Source organism: Amycolatopsis pittospori, assembly GCF_013870525.1.
GTDB lineage: Bacteria > Actinomycetota > Actinomycetes > Mycobacteriales > Pseudonocardiaceae > Amycolatopsis > Amycolatopsis pittospori.
In genome coordinates, this window is record NZ_JACBXD010000074.1 from 1 (window position 1) to 14,417 (window position 14,417).

The 14,417-nt window shown below is 68.5% G+C and carries 16 protein-coding genes and 1 tRNA gene; 3 read left to right on the top strand and 14 right to left on the bottom strand.

The genetic code is table 11. The features are described 5' to 3' along the window. Both H5J31_RS30660 and dacB read right to left on the bottom strand, forming a co-directional pair. Positions 1-173 (bottom strand): zinc-dependent metalloprotease (locus H5J31_RS30660; RefSeq protein ID WP_181776184.1); only part of this gene is annotated, 173 nt, incomplete at its 3' end. 109 nt (positions 174-282) lie between these two features. Beyond that, positions 283-2,397: a D-alanyl-D-alanine carboxypeptidase/D-alanyl-D-alanine endopeptidase gene (dacB, locus tag H5J31_RS30665; protein ID WP_207899056.1), complete on the bottom strand. Its 2,115-nt coding sequence runs from the start codon at positions 2,395-2,397 to the stop codon at positions 283-285. Between the two features lie 152 nt (positions 2,398-2,549). Here dacB and H5J31_RS30670 point away from each other — a divergent pair, with 152 nt between their 5' ends. Continuing rightward, complete coding sequence (locus H5J31_RS30670) at positions 2,550-3,068, top strand: inorganic diphosphatase (protein WP_181776152.1); 519 nt, start codon at positions 2,550-2,552, stop codon at positions 3,066-3,068. Positions 3,069-3,170: 102 nt separating this feature from the next. Here the strand turns inward: H5J31_RS30670 and H5J31_RS30675 are convergent, their stop codons facing one another. The 6 genes from H5J31_RS30675 to H5J31_RS30700 form a co-directional block, all read right to left on the bottom strand. Continuing rightward, the gene (locus tag H5J31_RS30675) at positions 3,171-4,439 is read right to left on the bottom strand and encodes a serine hydroxymethyltransferase (protein WP_181776153.1); all 1,269 of its coding nucleotides are present in this window, start codon (positions 4,437-4,439) and stop codon (positions 3,171-3,173) included. Positions 4,440-4,550: 111 nt separating this feature from the next. Continuing rightward, positions 4,551-4,970 carry a CGNR zinc finger domain-containing protein gene (locus tag H5J31_RS30680; RefSeq protein WP_181776154.1) on the bottom strand — a complete coding sequence of 140 codons (420 nt, stop codon included), beginning with the start codon at positions 4,968-4,970 and terminating at the stop codon, positions 4,551-4,553. Then, the gene (locus tag H5J31_RS30685) at positions 4,967-5,398 is read right to left on the bottom strand and encodes an uL11 family ribosomal protein (RefSeq protein ID WP_181776155.1); all 432 of its coding nucleotides are present in this window, start codon (positions 5,396-5,398) and stop codon (positions 4,967-4,969) included. Before H5J31_RS30685 ends, H5J31_RS30680 begins: the two co-directional genes overlap by 4 nt. Before the next feature lie 33 nt (positions 5,399-5,431). Then, complete coding sequence (locus tag H5J31_RS30690; RefSeq protein WP_181776156.1) at positions 5,432-5,953, bottom strand: gamma carbonic anhydrase family protein; 522 nt, start codon at positions 5,951-5,953, stop codon at positions 5,432-5,434. An 88-nt stretch (positions 5,954-6,041) separates the two neighbouring features. After that, positions 6,042-7,268 carry a M14 family metallopeptidase gene (locus tag H5J31_RS30695; RefSeq protein ID WP_181776185.1) on the bottom strand — a complete coding sequence of 409 codons (1,227 nt, stop codon included), beginning with the start codon at positions 7,266-7,268 and terminating at the stop codon, positions 6,042-6,044. 116 nt (positions 7,269-7,384) lie between these two features. Then, the gene (locus H5J31_RS30700) at positions 7,385-7,972 is read right to left on the bottom strand and encodes a TetR/AcrR family transcriptional regulator (protein WP_181776157.1); all 588 of its coding nucleotides are present in this window, start codon (positions 7,970-7,972) and stop codon (positions 7,385-7,387) included. A 124-nt stretch (positions 7,973-8,096) separates the two neighbouring features. Between H5J31_RS30700 and H5J31_RS30705 the strand changes: the two genes are divergently transcribed. Next, complete coding sequence (locus tag H5J31_RS30705) at positions 8,097-8,561, top strand: GreA/GreB family elongation factor (protein WP_181776158.1); 465 nt, start codon at positions 8,097-8,099, stop codon at positions 8,559-8,561. A 314-nt stretch (positions 8,562-8,875) separates the two neighbouring features. On the opposite strand, the gene H5J31_RS30710 is transcribed toward H5J31_RS30705, so the two are convergent. From H5J31_RS30710 to H5J31_RS30730, 5 genes are read right to left on the bottom strand one after another with little or no spacing between them, the layout of a single operon-like run. Then, positions 8,876-10,366 carry a flavin-containing monooxygenase gene (locus H5J31_RS30710; protein ID WP_181776159.1) on the bottom strand — a complete coding sequence of 497 codons (1,491 nt, stop codon included), beginning with the start codon at positions 10,364-10,366 and terminating at the stop codon, positions 8,876-8,878. Then, the gene (locus tag H5J31_RS30715) at positions 10,363-10,848 is read right to left on the bottom strand and encodes an NAD(P)/FAD-dependent oxidoreductase (RefSeq protein ID WP_181776160.1); all 486 of its coding nucleotides are present in this window, start codon (positions 10,846-10,848) and stop codon (positions 10,363-10,365) included. The genes H5J31_RS30710 and H5J31_RS30715 overlap by 4 nt, the downstream gene beginning before the upstream one ends. Then, positions 10,845-11,774, bottom strand: coding sequence for a ferritin-like domain-containing protein (locus tag H5J31_RS30720; RefSeq protein WP_181776161.1), 930 nt, complete (start codon positions 11,772-11,774; stop codon positions 10,845-10,847). Before H5J31_RS30720 ends, H5J31_RS30715 begins: the two co-directional genes overlap by 4 nt. Beyond that, positions 11,774-12,595 (bottom strand): SDR family NAD(P)-dependent oxidoreductase, encoded by an 822-nt coding sequence (locus H5J31_RS30725; RefSeq protein ID WP_181776162.1) that lies wholly within the window; start codon positions 12,593-12,595, stop codon positions 11,774-11,776. The genes H5J31_RS30720 and H5J31_RS30725 overlap by 1 nt, the downstream gene beginning before the upstream one ends. Beyond that, entirely contained in the window at positions 12,595-13,521 is a 927-nt protein-coding gene (locus H5J31_RS30730; protein WP_181776163.1) for an alpha/beta hydrolase, read from the bottom strand. Before H5J31_RS30730 ends, H5J31_RS30725 begins: the two co-directional genes overlap by 1 nt. A gap of 44 nt (positions 13,522-13,565) precedes the next feature. On the opposite strand from H5J31_RS30730, the gene H5J31_RS30735 reads away from it, so the two are divergent. Then, positions 13,566-14,192 carry a TetR/AcrR family transcriptional regulator gene (locus H5J31_RS30735; RefSeq protein ID WP_181776164.1) on the top strand — a complete coding sequence of 209 codons (627 nt, stop codon included), beginning with the start codon at positions 13,566-13,568 and terminating at the stop codon, positions 14,190-14,192. Between the two features lie 94 nt (positions 14,193-14,286). Here H5J31_RS30735 and H5J31_RS30740 read toward each other — a convergent pair. After that, positions 14,287-14,360, bottom strand: a tRNA-Thr gene (locus H5J31_RS30740). Positions 14,361-14,417: the final 57 nt, after the last annotated feature.

Sequence of the window (14,417 nt, forward strand, 5' to 3'; positions counted from 1 at the left end):
GGCAGCAGCGGCAGGTCGAGGCCGAGTCCGGTCAGCTCGCGGACGTGCCCCTCCGCGTCGCTGGTCAGTTCACGTAGATCGGCGACTGCTTCCTCGGCGACCTCGCGGTCGACCACCGGGCCGCCGCGCACCAGGAGAGCGCCCGTCGAGGCGGCCAGGGACCAGTCGACCATCGAACGCGTCTTGGTCGGCGTTTCCTCACTCACTCTTATGACGCTACCCGCTGAAAGGCCGAATTCCGCCTCGACTTCCTCACGCTCCGATTCCGGTCGCTCACCGAACTCACCGGCAACCGCATTTGTGCAGGGTCGCCGCGACGACGTCGAGCGCGGCCCGGCCCTTGTCCTGATCCGAGCCGGACGACATCAGCGCGAAGACCAGCATCCGGCCGTCGGTGTCGAGCACCACGCCGGCCAGCGTGTTCACCCCGGAGAGGGTGCCGGTCTTGCCGCGCACCCAGCCGCGGCCGGCCGACGAGTTCGGATCGCCGTAACGCTTCTCCAGCGTCCCGCTGCCGCCCGCGACGGGAAGGCCCGCCAGCAGCGGACGCAGCTTCGCCGTCCGCGGATCCTTGCCGTCCGGCGCCGCCGCGACCGAGAGGACCTCGCTGAGCACCTTGGCCGGGATCTTGTTCTGATCCGAAAGGCCGCTGCCGTCGTTGATCTGGACACCGGTGAGGTCGAATCCGGCCTCCTTCAGCACGGCCAGCGTCGCCTTCGCGCCGCCGTCGAACGACGCTTCGCCGCCCTTCGCGAGCGCGATCTGGCGGGCGAGGACGTCGGCGAGCATGTTGTCCGAAAGCTGCAGCAGCGAGTTGGCCAGCTCCGGAAGCGGCGGCGACTTGACCTCGCCGAGCACCTTCGCACCCTTCGGCGCCGTCGTCGTCCCACCGGCCTGGGCTTCGAGTTTGCCCGCGATCTTCTGGGTCAGCGTCGTCGCCGGGTTCGCGATACGGGGAGCGTGGTCGTTCTTCGGATCGGTGCGGCCGCCGTCGGCCATCACCGGGAAGACCGGCGCCATGTAGGTGTTCCCCGGCGCGGTGTCCTCCGGATCCCAGCCCTTCGCGGACGTCGGCCCCTTGAACAGGCTCGCGTCCAGCTGGACCTTGGTGATCTTGCCGCCGGAGGCCTTCTTGACCTGCGCGACGAGGTCGTCGACGTGGGCGGCGCCCGGGTACAGCGGCGAGTCGGTGCCCAGTGGCAGCGAGGTCAGTGACGTGTCGCCGCCCGCGACGAGGATCGCCGTGCCCGGGTCCGCGCCCTGGACGATCTTCGTCGGGATCTGCATCCCGTGGTCCAGTGAAAGGAGCGCGGCCGCCACGACGAGGATCTTCGTGGTCGACGCCGGGGTCAGCGGAGTGCCGGAGTTCTTGTCCCAGAGCACGTCACCGGTCGCCGGGTCGACGACGACGCCGGTGAGCGTGCCGAGATCCGCGGAACCGGCGGGCCCCTTGAGCGCGGCCGTGAGGCCCGCCTTGGTCGGTGCGGCGCCGTTGATGTCCGGACCGTGCAGGACGCGGGTCACGCCGGCGGGCTTCGGGATGTCGCCCTTCGGCGCGTTCGGCGCCCAGGGCAGGCCGAGCCGGTTCGACACCTTCGGCATCGCGGAGGCGCCGCCCAGCCCGGCGAGCAGCAGGACGACGACCACACTCGTGATCACCAAGACCTTGCGCTTGCGCTTCTTGGGCTTCGGCGCGGGCGCGGCTTCGGTCTCCGCGGCAGGGGGCTCTTCGGAAGGCGGTTCGGACTGCTGGATGCCGACGGTCGCTTCGGAGTCGAAGCGCTCTTCGGACGGCTCGATGCGGACAGGCCGCGCGTGCATGGTCGCGGAGGGGACCTGCGCCGGACGCGGCGGCTCGACCCGGATCTGCTCCGGACGGCGCTGCGGCTGCGGCTGATCCAGGCGATGTTCGATCCGCTGGGGTTCCTGGCGCTGGGGTTCCTGGCGCGGGGGCTCCTGGCGTTGCGGCTCGGGTCTCGACGGTTCGGGCCGCGGTTCGCGGCCCTGCGGCGTACCCCGGTCGAACTGGTCCCAGTCCGGCGTGTCCGCGCGCTGCGGCTCGACGGGTTTGACGAAGACCGTCTTCGGCGCCTCGGGCTCCTTCGGCTCGACAGGCGTCGCGGGCTCGAAGGCGGACCATTTCGGCGTCGGGGTCACCGGGACGTCGGGTTCTTCGTCGTCATCGACGTCGACGACCGGGTTGAACCACGAACCACTTTCGGGTGTGACCTTGGGCACTGTCAGCTCTTCGGTCTCACCCTGCGCGAGCCCCGAGATAGGCAGCCAGGCCGTCGCCTCTTCGCCGCTCGCGGCGCCCTTGGGCTCGGCGGATGAGGTGTCCTTGTCGTCCGACGGCCACATCGGGACATCGTTTTCCGGCACGCAACACTCCTTCATCCACCGACCGGGGAAGGGGCCAAGCTCACATACGACCACATCGATGCGACCGCCCGAGCCCCCGTGGTCCACACTAGTGAAGACAGGACCATGATTTCGGTGAGCCGTCCGCGACGGCGGGGCGTACCAAAGACGAGAGCAGCGAGGCCGGCGTGGAATTCGACGTCACTATCGAAATCCCCAAGGGGGAGCGCAACAAGTACGAGGTGGACCACAAGACCGGGCGCATCAAACTGGACCGCACCCTGTTCACCGCCACCCAGTACCCCGCCGACTACGGCTTCATCGACGACACCCTCGGCCAGGACGGCGACCCGCTCGACGTGCTGGTGCTCGTCCAGGAGCCGACCTTCCCGGGCTGCCTGATCCGCTGCCGCGCGATCGGCATGTTCCGGATGACCGACGAGAAGGGCCCGGACGACAAGGTCCTCGCGGTCCCGACGAACGACCCGCGCCTGGAGCACCTGCGCGACATCCACCACCTGAACGAGTTCCACAAGCTCGAGATCCAGCACTTCTTCGAGGTGTACAAGGATCTGGAGCCGGGCAAGAGCGTCGAGGGCTCGAGCTGGGTCGGGCGTTCCGACGCCGAGGCCGAGATCAAGCGTTCGCTGGAGCGCGAGACCGACCGGCTGGCCAAGGAGGCCGTCGACGGTCCGTCGGCTCACTAGTTCTCCGAACCGAAGGGGCCCTTCATCGCATCTGACGCGGTGAAGGGCCCCTTCGCGTTCCGCCGCAGTTAGTCGACTACTTGCGGCCGTCTCAAGCTCCGGCTAGGCCGAGTAACCCGGGATCGGGAAGGGCGCCAGGAACTCGCGGATCTCGGCGGCGATGGTGTCCAAAGCGGACTGTTCCTCGCCCGCCGCCGCGGTGACCGTGCGGTCGATCCAGTCGGCGACCTGCACCTGGTGCTCCGGCCGGAGCCCGCGGGTGGTGATCGCGGAGGTGCCGAGCCGGATGCCGGACGGGTCGAACGGCTTGCGCGGGTCGAACGGGACGGTGTTGTAGTTCAGTTCGATGCCGGCACGGTCCAGCGCCTGCGCGGCGGGCTTGCCCGGCACGTTCTTGTTCGTCAGGTCGATCAGCAGCAGGTGGTTGTCGGTACCGCCGGACACGAGGTCGTAGCCGCGTTCCACCAGCGCCTCGGCCAGCGCCTGCGCGTTGGCGACGATCGCGTGCGCGTAGTCGGAGAACTCCGGCTTCTGCGCCTCGCCCAGCGCGACGGCGATCGCCGCGGTGGTGTGGTTGTGCGGACCGCCCTGCAGCCCTGGGAACACCGCCTTGTCGACGGCCTTCGCGTGGTCGGCGTCGGAAAGGATCATCGCGCCGCGCGGGCCGCGGAGCGTCTTGTGCGTGGTCGTGGTGATGACCTGGGCGTGCCCGACCGGCGACGGGTGCGCGCCACCGGCGACGAGGCCGGCGATGTGCGCGATGTCGGCGACCAGGACGGCGTCGACCTCGCGGGCGATCTCCGCGAACGCCGCGAAGTCGATGGTGCGCGGGATGGCGGTGCCGCCGGCGAAGATCAGCTTCGGCCGGTGCTGCAGCGCGAGTTCGCGGACCTGGTCGAGGTCGACGCGGCCGGTCTCCTTGCGGACGCCGTAGCGCACCGGCGTGAACCACTTGCCGGTCGCGGACACGCTCCAGCCGTGCGTGAGGTGGCCGCCGTCCGGCAGCGCCATGCCGAGGACGGTGTCGCCCGGCTTCGCGAACGCGAGGTACACGGCGAGGTTCGCCGGGGACCCCGAGTACGGCTGGACGTTGGCGTGGTCGGCGCCGAAGACGGCCTTCGCGCGCTCGATGGCGAGGGTCTCGACCTGGTCGATGAGCTGCTGGCCCTCGTAGTAGCGCTTGCCGGCGTAGCCCTCGGAGTACTTGTTCGTGAGCACGGTGCCGGTCGCTTCGAGCACGGCCTGGGAGACGTAGTTCTCGGACGCGATCAGGCGGATCTTGTCGTGCTGGCGCTTCGCCTCGTCCTCGACGAGGCCCGCGATCTGCGGGTCGGCGGCGGCGAGCGCGGAAAGTTCGGGCTGGTGTGTCATCGGACGTACTCCTGCCAGAGACGGCCGAACCCAGGCGCGCGGTACCGGCCTCGTCGTCGCTTCCCGGTGGTGCTCCACCTCAAATGGCGCCAGTCGCTGGTGCGGACCAGACTAGTGCACCCCGCTGGAGCGGGACTCGGCATGCGGACGATGTCCGGCGCACCATCGGCGGCTGCATCCGGAGGTGCGGTCACAGAACGCCTGTGCGCAGACGGCGCAGCGTTTGACCCGCCGCCAGCCGCCGAAAGCGACCAGTTCCGCGAGCCCGGAGGCGCCCGAGACCAGGTCTCCGCAGCCCGGCCACGGCGTCACCTGCACTACGCGCCAACCGTTTTCCGCGACGACCAGCCGGGGCGCGGCACCGGTGCCGGCGAGGATCCGGTTGAGCCGATTCGCGGCCGCCTGTTCGTCGGGAAGCGCGGCGACCACCCCGGCGAGCCACGGATTCCCTTGCGCCAGCAGCCTTTCCGCGACCTCGAGTTCCGGGTCGAGGTCTCGGAAAGGCGGGACGATCACATGCTTGCGCGTCACGGTTCTTCGATCGCGACACCCATCGACCGGGCGGTGCCCGCGATCGTGCGCATGGCCGCGCCGAGGTCGCCGGTGTTGAGGTCCGGCAGTTTCCGTTCGGCGATCCCGCGCAGCTGCTCCTGGGTCAGCTTCCCGGCGACCTCATGCCCTGGACGACCGGATCCCTTGCCGCCCAATGCCTTCTTGATGAGGAACGACGTCGGCGGGGTCTTCAGCCGGAGTTCGAAGGAGCGGTCTTCGAACACCGACACGACCACCGGGATGATCTCGCCGCGCTGTGCCGCCGTGGCCGTGTCGTAGGCCTTCTTGACCTCGACGAGGTTCACGCCGGTCTGGCCGAGCGTCTTCCCGAGGTCGACCACCGGCGCGTTGCCGGCGGCCAGCTCGAGCGTCGCCTCGTGTGTCTTCTTCTTCGACTTCGGTGCCATGCGCCGAAGCTATGGTCTCCAGTTACTGGAGAGTCAATCGATCTGTTTGACGCTCTCCGCGTGCCTGCGCGCGAGCTCCTGGTAGATGACGGCGTTGTGCTCGACCCAGCCGCGGGCGGTGCCGTCGAGCGGGACGTGTTTCTTCGCGGGGCTGCCCATGGCGACGGTCTCGGGCGGGATGACCATCCCCGGCGTCACCGTGGCACCGGCCGCGACCAGGGCCTTCGCCCCGATCTGCGCCTTGTCGAGCACGGTCGAGCCGTTCCCGATCAGTGCCTGCTCGCCGACCGTGCAGTCGTGCACGAGGCATTGGTGGCCGACGGTGGCGTTCTTGCCGACCTCGGTCACACCGCCGTTGACGTGGATGACCGAGTTGTCCTGGATGTTGGCGCCCTCGCGGATGAGGATCTTCCCGAAGTCGGCGCGCAGGACGGCGCCGTACCAGACGGAAGCGCCCTTCTCGACGACGACGTCGCCGATCAGGGTGGCGGTGGGGGCGATCCACGCTTCGGGATCCACCTGGGGGCGGTGCCCCTCGAATTCGAACAGCGGCATGCCCCGCACCCTATGCCGAATATCCGTGAAGGCCTCCTTCCCTACCTTGAGGGTCGGGAAGGAGGCCTTCACGGACAGCGGGCGGAGATCAGCCGATGGCGGTGTTCAGGAGGAGGTCCACGGCCTTGTCGTTACGCGTGGTCTCCCGGACGATCACCTCGTCGGGCGGGTAGAAACCGGGGTTCGAACCCCGCGGGTACATCTCGAAGGTGAAGCTCAGGATCTTGTGGGTGCCCCACATCCAGTCGTCGATCGTCCCGTCCGTGATGTACAGGTCGCTCGACTGCTGCGGCGTGTAGCCGTTGGTCGCCGCCAGCTGCCTGCCCAGCTGTTGGAAGCGCTGCGCCTCGGCCGCCGTCATCCCCGGCGCGGTGTCGTTGTACGTGAAGCCGAACGGCCACAGGACGAGCTCCGAATAGGTGTGGAAGTCGATGCTCGCCTTGATCTGCTGGACGCCGCCGATCTTGCGCGAGTTGACGAAGTTGGACACGGCCCTGGTCTCCGGGGCGGAGAACGCCGAGGGACCGCGGTAGGTCTCGCTGGTCGTCGAGCCCGACGAACCACCGCAGCAGCCCCAGTTGTAGGCCCAGTTGCGGTTGGGGTCGGTGCCGTTGCCCTGGCGGTTCTTGCGCCAGTACTTGTAGCTGCCGCCGGAGATGTCGTACTCCGAGCCGTCCGGGTTGACGTTCGGGATCACGTAGATCTCGGTGCTGTCGACGAAGCGCTTGATCGCCGGGTCGGAGGCGTAGCCCTGGGTGAACCGGTTCACGATCCGCAGGCACATCTCGGTGGTGAGGTGCTCGCGGGCGTGCTGGTTGCAGGTGAAGAGGACTTCGGGCTCGTTCTCGTCGGTCGCGACGTTGTCGCTGATCTTGAGCATGTTGAGCGCGCGGTTCTGGTACGAGTTGCCGACGCTGCTCAGGCGCGCGATCGAGCCGTAGTTCGTCTGCGCGTTGCGCAGCTCTGTCGTCACCTCGGCGTAGTTGTGGAAGCCGGAGTCCGACGGCGGGAAGTCGTTGATCGCGTTCGTGCCGATCTTCTCGGACCGGTCGACGACGCCGCGCTGCTCGACGCGGAAGCCGAGCGCGCGGATCTTCGCCGCGTCGGACTCCTCGCCGACGATCGTCGTCGACGAACCGGAGGTACCGAAGACGTCGACGCCCAGCCGGGAGATCTGTGAGCGCTGCTGCGCGGTGCCGGTTCCGAAGACCTCGTAGATCTGGACCTGCGCGTCCGCGGCCTGCTGATCGGCGGTCGCCGGACTCGCGGCGACCGGGATCGTGAACGCAGCGACGGCCGCGATCGCCACGGCCATGCACCGTCTTATGCGCATCGTCGTCTCCTAGCTCTCAGGCAAGGGAAGGGAACCTCACCATGGCCGGAGCCGGACGGACCGAACAATCCGTAACGGTACGGATCTAATACGTATCTCTACCCGTAGTTCGCGAAACAGAGCGCTTCGATGTCGCCACGCAGTGCGGCGAACGGCCGCCGCCGGACGCGCTGCTGGACGATGGCGCCGAGCAGGTAGGACAGCAGCGCCCTGGCCCGCGCGCGGGGGTCTTCGACGTCGAGCGGCGCGAGCAGTTCCGCGAGCAGTTCGGTGATCGACGTCAGCATGACGTCGATGGCCTGCGGGTGCTGCGCGCGGCCGGCGGCGATCCAGTACTCGAACCACAGGAAGGCCGCGTTGGGACGGCCGGCGAACTCGGCGAGGAAGGCCTCGAGCGCGGCGAAGAGCCGCTCATCCGGGTGATCGTGGCGGTCCGCGATTTTGCGCAAATCGGCCGTGAACGTTGTGATGTGCGCCGCCATCGCCCGGTCGATGAGGACGTCGATGTCCGCGAAGTAGTAATGAATCGCACTTTTCGTGAGCGGCCCGGCGTCCGCGATCGCGCGGACGGTGCAGCCCGCGAGCCCGTCCCTGGCGAGCACGACCCGTGCCGCTTCGACGATCTGCTCCTGTTTCTGCAGCTGATTGGGCGAGAGCCGCTCACTGCGGCCGGGCAACACGGTCACGAAGTTCCTTACACCAAGTCGTCAGGACAGGAGCCCTGAAGCTTAGGCCGTCCGTCCCGGCCGATCACAGCGGGTGAAAATATCTAGGTGGCTAGCGGCCGTTCCGTAGCGGACAATGCGCGGCATGGTGACCACAGGGGACAACGGGTTCAGCCCGGCGGCACGCCGGCAGCTGGAAAAGGAACTCGCCGATCTGCGTGCGCAACGCGACGCGATGGCGCCGCTCGTCGGCGAGCAGGAGCGGACCGGCGACGCGGCCGATCAGGCGGAGGTGCTGGATCGCGCGGAGGCCGCCGCCTACCTCGACCGGCGCATCTCCGACGTCGCCGCGAAGCTCGAGCACGGCGGGCGCAACAGCAAGGGCCTGCTCCCCGACGGCACCACCGTGAAGCTCAGGTTCTCCAACGGCGACGAAGACGAGCTCCACATCGTCACGATCCCGGGCGAGGACGCCGACGCCTCCACGGTCACCTCGGACAGCCCGCTCGGCCTCGCGCTCGTGGGCGCGAAGGAGGGCGACGAGATCAAGTACCGGACGCCGCGCGGCGAGACCTCCGCGACCGTCGTCACCCTGAAACCACCCGCCTGACCTCGGTACAGGTGGCCTTGAGCAGCCCGGCGCAGGTTGTGAAGGGCACTTTCGCAACACGAGCCCCCTGACCCAGCGGGCCCGACACCACACTCGCGCAGGTCGGCAGTGGGTCGTCCCACCGCCGCCCTGGCCTGCCTGCGTACATGAAGGGGTCCTTCACCGCGCCTTGAGCGCGCGACCGTCGTGACCACTGGTGCTTCCGTGGCGGCTGTGGCGATCGGGTAGGTGGTGAAGGCCTCCTTACCTACCCTCAAGGTAGGTAAGGAGGCCTTCACGGACCGGACGCCCCTGGCCCTCACCCGAATCGCCACTCACGACCGGCCCTCCGCGAAGGCGTAGTCGTCGAGGTCGAAGAACCGGCTCGTCACCATCGTTTCCAGCGTCGGCGACGCCCGGAAGGGGACGTCCCCGTTCGCGTCGAAGTAGTAGGAATTCGCCAGCGAGCAGCTGTCCTGGAAGAACACCTGATGCTTGCGGCGGTCCAGCATGGTCTGGAAGTACTTGTCGTTGGCCTCGGCCGTGACCTCGACCCGTGTCGCGCCGGTCTTGCGCGCGTTGCGCAGGCACCGCACGATATGCGCGGTCTGCGTCTCGATCAGGTTGAAGTACGAGGAACCGTTGTAGCCGTACGGTCCGAGGATGGTGAACAGGTTCGGGAAACCGGGCACGCTCACCCCCTGGTATGCCTGGAAACGGTTCTCCTCCCAGAACTTCTCCAGATCGGTGCCGCCCGCGCCGCGCACGGTGAACGCGGGCATGTTGCCCTTTTCGAAGACCTTGAACCCGGTGGCGAGCACCAGGACGTCGACCGGATGCTCGGTGCCGTCGACGGTGCGCACCCCGGACTCGGTGATCGCGTCGATGCTCGTGGTCTCCAGCGTGACGTCGTCGCGGTTGAACGTCTGCAGGTACTCGTTGGAGAAGCTCGGCCGCTTGCAGCCCAAGGCGTAACGCGGGGTGAGCTTGTCACGGGTCTCGGGATCCTTGACCGCGCGACGCAGATGCGCCAGCCCGATCCGCTCGCCCGCCCCGGCCGTCGGCAGCAGCTTGTGGAAGTGCGCGGCCAGCGGGAAGGTGAGTTCGACCAGCGCCTGGCTGGCCAGGCGGGAAAGCCGTTTCGCGCCGGGCAGCCTTCGCAACGCGAGCTTCGCCGGCCCCGGTAGCGCGGCGTCCGGTTTGGGCAGGCACCAGATCGGCGTCCGCTGGAACACCGTCAGGTGCCCGGCCTCCGGTGCGATGGACGGGATCACCTGGACCGCCGACGCCCCGGTGCCGACGATGGCGACACGCTTACCGCGCAGGTCGACGCCGTGGTCCCAGCGCGCGGTGTGCATGACCGTGCCGCCGAAGTCGGCGAGGCCGTCGATGTCCGGCGGCTTCGGCTGGGTGAGCACACCGGTGGCGCCCACGACGAACCGCGCCGTCGTCGACCAGCCGTCGGCGGTTTCGACGCGCCACAGATGGGTCTCGTCGTCGAAGGTCGCGGCGACGACCTTCGAGCCGAGGCGCGTGCGGCGGCGGATGTCGTACTTGTCGACGCAGTAGTCGGCGTACGCCTTCAGTTCCCGGCCCGGCGCGTAGACCCGCGACCAGCCGGAGATCTGCTCGAACGAGAACTGGTAGCTGAACGACGGGATGTCGACGGCGACACCCGGATAGGTGTTCCAGTGCCAGGCGCCGCCGACGCCGTCGCCCTCCTCCAGCATCAGGAAGTCGTCGAAACCGGCTTTTTGGAGGAGGATCGCGGCGCCGATCCCGGAGAAGCCGCCGCCGATGATCGCGATCTCGTGGTCGGGGGTCATGCGGGCAGTCCTTCCTTGGCGAAAAGCGAACTCGCGCCGAGGACGACGACGTCGGCGTGGTGCTCGATGCCTTCCGCGGTACGGATTCCGTGGGGAGCGAAGGCGTAGACGGGCCAGGTGACGAGTTTGCAGCCCGGCCGGCCGAGGGCGCCGTAGTAGCCGAGCCCGGGCGCCGTCTTCCGCGAACCGAAGCGGCGGTCCGGCGTCAGCAGCCGTCGGATCCACGGGTCTTTCACCTGCCAGCGCAGGAAGACGCGGGCGACGGCGATGCCGAGGACGCTCGGGCCGGGGACGGGCATCGGCACCACCCAGTCCGGCTCCTCCTGGAACACCTTCACCGAAAGCGCGGTGGCCGCCACCTCGGGCACGATCTGCGCGGCCTCGCGACCGGGCGCGACGACCGCGACCCGCTGCCCGGCGAAGTCGTGCCCGAACCACTCGGTGCCGCGCAGCACCTCGCCGCGGAATGCGCCCAACGTCATGACGCGACCGGTTCGTGGGTGATCTCCTCGGTCCACGACTGCGGCTTGCCCAGCAGCTTCGCGGGGATCAGGCGGGTCGCCTTCACCATCGGGTCGGCGAGGAACCGGTGGTAGACGTGCGAGCGGTCGACGATCATCGCCGCCTGCGCCTTGAGCACGTGATACGCCGGGATGCGCTGGGTGAACTCGCCGCGGCCGCCGATGGTGGAGAACCGCTTCACCGCGTTGTACAGCTTCTTCTCCGGCAGGCCCATCGCCACGATGTTGTCGCGCATCTTGTTGATCAGCGGGACGAACACCACGATCAGCCCCAGGACGATCTGCGGTTTCAGCGAGCCGATGGACTCGGTGAGCAGCTTGTGCGTCGGCCCGGCGCCGATCAGTTCCAAGACCTCGAAGTCGGCCGTGATGTGCCGCGACTCGTCGGAGTTGATATGCCGGAACACCTGGTGGCACACCGGATCGGAAACCTCTTCGAGCAGGAACTTCACCAGTGCGCCGTCGAGCGCGCATTCCAGCAGCGGGATGAGCGTGGCCAGCGCCGTCAACGGCAGGGTGTCGCCGAAGTCGTCGAGGACCTTGATGGCCAGCTTGACGTTGATGTTCGGCTCGGGCATCGAGCCGTTCTCGTCGAGCATGCCCCAGCGCTTCATCAGGGCCAGTTCGGCGTTGGCGTGCTTCTGTTCCTCGGCGTGGAAATACCGGTAGATCTCCTGGATCTCCGGTGTCGGCGCCTTCTTCGCCAGCGACGCGAACCCGCGGGCGCCGACGTGCTCGATCCACACGAGGTCGGCCATGAACGGCCGCATCTTGGCGCGGAGTTCGTCGGTCATCGTCTCCGCGCCGGGCGCGTCCCAGTCGATGTCGGCCAGCGACCACTGTTTGTCCTTGATGGTCTGGAGCATCGCGGCGAAGTCGTAAGCCATCACTTCTCCTTTTCGGCGGGCAGGAACCGGCCGAGGAGACCGGCGATCCGCGTGTACGGGACGGGCACGAAACGCTTGGCGTGCCAGAGAAGCTGCGCGTCGGGTTGCGGCACCACGTACAGGCGGCCGCGATCGTGGGCGTCCAGCGTCATCTTCGCGACTTTTTCGGCGGAGAACCCGACCACGTCGGAGACCCGCCGCGCGAGGCCGCGCGCCTCGGCGTCGATGAGTTCTCCGCCGAAGATGTTGGTGCGGACGAAGGTCGGGCACAGCACGGTCACCGCGACACCGGTGCCGGACAGCTCGGCGGCCAGTGTCTCCGAGAGGCTGACGACGCCCGCTTTGCTGACGTTGTAGGCGGCCATCCTCGGCGCGGCGGTGAACCCGGCGGCCGAAGCGACGTTGATGACGCCGCCGGATTTCGCCGTCCGCATGGCGGGTACGAAGGTGTGACAGCCGTGGATCACGCCCCACAGGTTCACCCCGAGGGTCCGCTGCCAATCGGCCAGCGGGGCCTCCCCCACGACCTTGCCGCCGGCCCCGATCCCGGCGTTGTTGACGACGAGGTCCGGGTCGCGGCCGAGCCACGAGCGGGCCTGGTCCGCGAGTTCGGCGACTTCCTCCACAAGGGACACATCGCAGGCGACGGCGACCGCCTCACCCTTGCTTTTCAGCTGCGCCACGGTCTCTTCGGCCGCTTCGAGGTCGATGTCGGCGCAGACCACCCGGCTGCCACGCCGGACGAGTTCGGCCGCGATCGCCCGCCCGATGCCGCTGCCGGCCCCGGTGACGACGGCGTGCGCGCCTTGGGTCCGTTTCACTAGGCCGCCCTTTCGATGGCTGGAAGGTTGTCCGTCAGGAACCGGCAGGCCCGTTCCATCGCGGGCGCGGCCTCCGGGATGAACCGGGTCAGCGCCTGGAAGACGTGCATCTGCCCGGGGACGACGTCCAGTTCGCAGTCCGCTCCCGCGCGGCGCAGCGCCCTGGCCAGTTCGATGGCGTCCGCGGCGAGCATTTCGCGGCCACCCGCCTGGATGATCGTCGGCGGGAAGCCCTTGATGTCGTCGAAGGCGAACCGCAGCCGCGTGGAGCCGGGGTCGGCGTCCACTGTGTACAGACCGACCAGCCGGGCGGCCGCGGCGGCGGAGATCATCGGGTCCGGACTCATGCGTTCCCGTTGGGCGGCCAGGGAGAACGTCACGTCGAACAGCGGCGAGAAGAGCGCGAGCGCGGCGGGCGGCGCTTTGCGTTCCCGGATCAGCTGCGCGGCGAGGTCGACAGCGAGATGCCCGCCCGCGGAGTCACCCGCGACGAGAATCCTTTCGTACCCTTGGGCGACCAGCCGGTCGTACGCCGCACGGACGTCGTCGGCGGCGTTCGGAAACCGGTGCCGGGGCGCGAGCCGGTACTCGCAGGCGAAGACCGGCAGCCCGGTCCCGGCGGAAACCCGCGTCGTCAGCCCGCGATGGGTCCGGGCGGAGCAGAGCGCGTACCCGCTGCCATGGACGTACAGGACGACGCTGTCGCCGTCGACGACTTCGGGGGCGCGGACCCACTCCCCACGGATCCCGGGCTCGATCCGGCTTCCCTTCAACGGCGGCGAAGCCAGCCACAGACTCGTGGCGATGAACCCGCGTGAGAACGCGATCCCGGCACGGTTGGCCGGGACCGCCGAGGCGATCGGCCGCACGAAGACGGACGTCAGCGAAGCTGCCAACGAGGCTCGCAGGCCATTCTGCGGTCGCATGCCCTCAGAATGAATCCGACGGCACCTGCTGTCAAGATGGAGACGTGACCGCGTCCCGCCGCTACAGCGGCAAAACCGCAGACGAGCGCCGAGCCGAACGACGACTCGCCCTGCTCGGCGCCGCGATGGACATCTGGCAGGAACAGGGCTGGGCGGCGGTCACCATGCGAGGCGTCTGCGCTCGGGCGAACCTGACCGACCGGTACTTCTACGAGAGCTTCGCCAATCGCGACGCTTTGCTCGCCACCGCTTGGGAACAGGTCCGCGACGAGACCCTCCAGATGGTCTTGGACGCCGTCGCCTCCCGGATCGAACAACCCGCCCTGGATCAGCTTCGCGCCGCTGTCGACGTCGTCGTGCACCACGTCCAGGAGGAACCCGCGCGAGCTCAGATCCTGTTCGGCGACCACTCCGGCAGCGCGGTGCTGGAACAACTGCGACGGCAGACCGTCCAGGACACCACCGGCCTGCTCATCGAACTCGCGCGACCGCATCTGAAGCCGGACGTGGACGGACTGGAGTTCCGGGTGAACGTCCTCTTGGGAATCGGCGGCTTCGTCGAGATCATGCTCGCGTGGCGCTCCGGCCTGCTCGACGCCGACGCGGACACGCTCGTCGAGCACCTGACCGGAGTGGGCACTTCGCTGTCGGGGATGTTCCTCAAGGGGTGACACCGACGGGTGAACTTCCCCGCCGGATACGCGGGCCGTCCCGGAAACGGGTCAGGGCCCCATCCGGAGTGTCCGAATGGGGCCCTGACCTGGGAGCCGCCTAGGGGAATCGAACCCCTGACCTATTCATTACGAGTGAATCGCTCTGGCCGACTGAGCTAAGGCGGCAGACATCGGGCTCGCACCCGATGACGAAAGTAAGTGTAGCGGAGGGGTTGAACGTCA

Bases quoted from the DNA above. Each gene is read 5' to 3' on its own strand.
- H5J31_RS30720 (WP_181776161.1), bottom strand. From the start codon at position 11,774: ATGGCTTACGACTTCGCCGCGATGCTCCAGACCATCAAGGACAAACAG.
- H5J31_RS30705 (WP_181776158.1), top strand. From the start codon at position 8,097: ATGGTGACCACAGGGGACAACGGGTTCAGCCCGGCGGCACGCCGGCAG.
- H5J31_RS30715 (WP_181776160.1), bottom strand. From the start codon at position 10,848: ATGACGTTGGGCGCATTCCGCGGCGAGGTGCTGCGCGGCACCGAGTGG.
- H5J31_RS30710 (WP_181776159.1), bottom strand. From the start codon at position 10,366: ATGACCCCCGACCACGAGATCGCGATCATCGGCGGCGGCTTCTCCGGG.
- H5J31_RS30690 (WP_181776156.1), bottom strand. From the start codon at position 5,953: ATGCCGCTGTTCGAATTCGAGGGGCACCGCCCCCAGGTGGATCCCGAA.
- dacB (WP_207899056.1), bottom strand. From the start codon at position 2,397: ATGAAGGAGTGTTGCGTGCCGGAAAACGATGTCCCGATGTGGCCGTCG.
- H5J31_RS30730 (WP_181776163.1), bottom strand. From the start codon at position 13,521: ATGCGACCGCAGAATGGCCTGCGAGCCTCGTTGGCAGCTTCGCTGACG.
- H5J31_RS30685 (WP_181776155.1), bottom strand. From the start codon at position 5,398: ATGGCACCGAAGTCGAAGAAGAAGACACACGAGGCGACGCTCGAGCTG.
- H5J31_RS30675 (WP_181776153.1), bottom strand. From the start codon at position 4,439: ATGACACACCAGCCCGAACTTTCCGCGCTCGCCGCCGCCGACCCGCAG.
- H5J31_RS30695 (WP_181776185.1), bottom strand. From the start codon at position 7,268: ATGGCCGTGGCGATCGCGGCCGTCGCTGCGTTCACGATCCCGGTCGCC.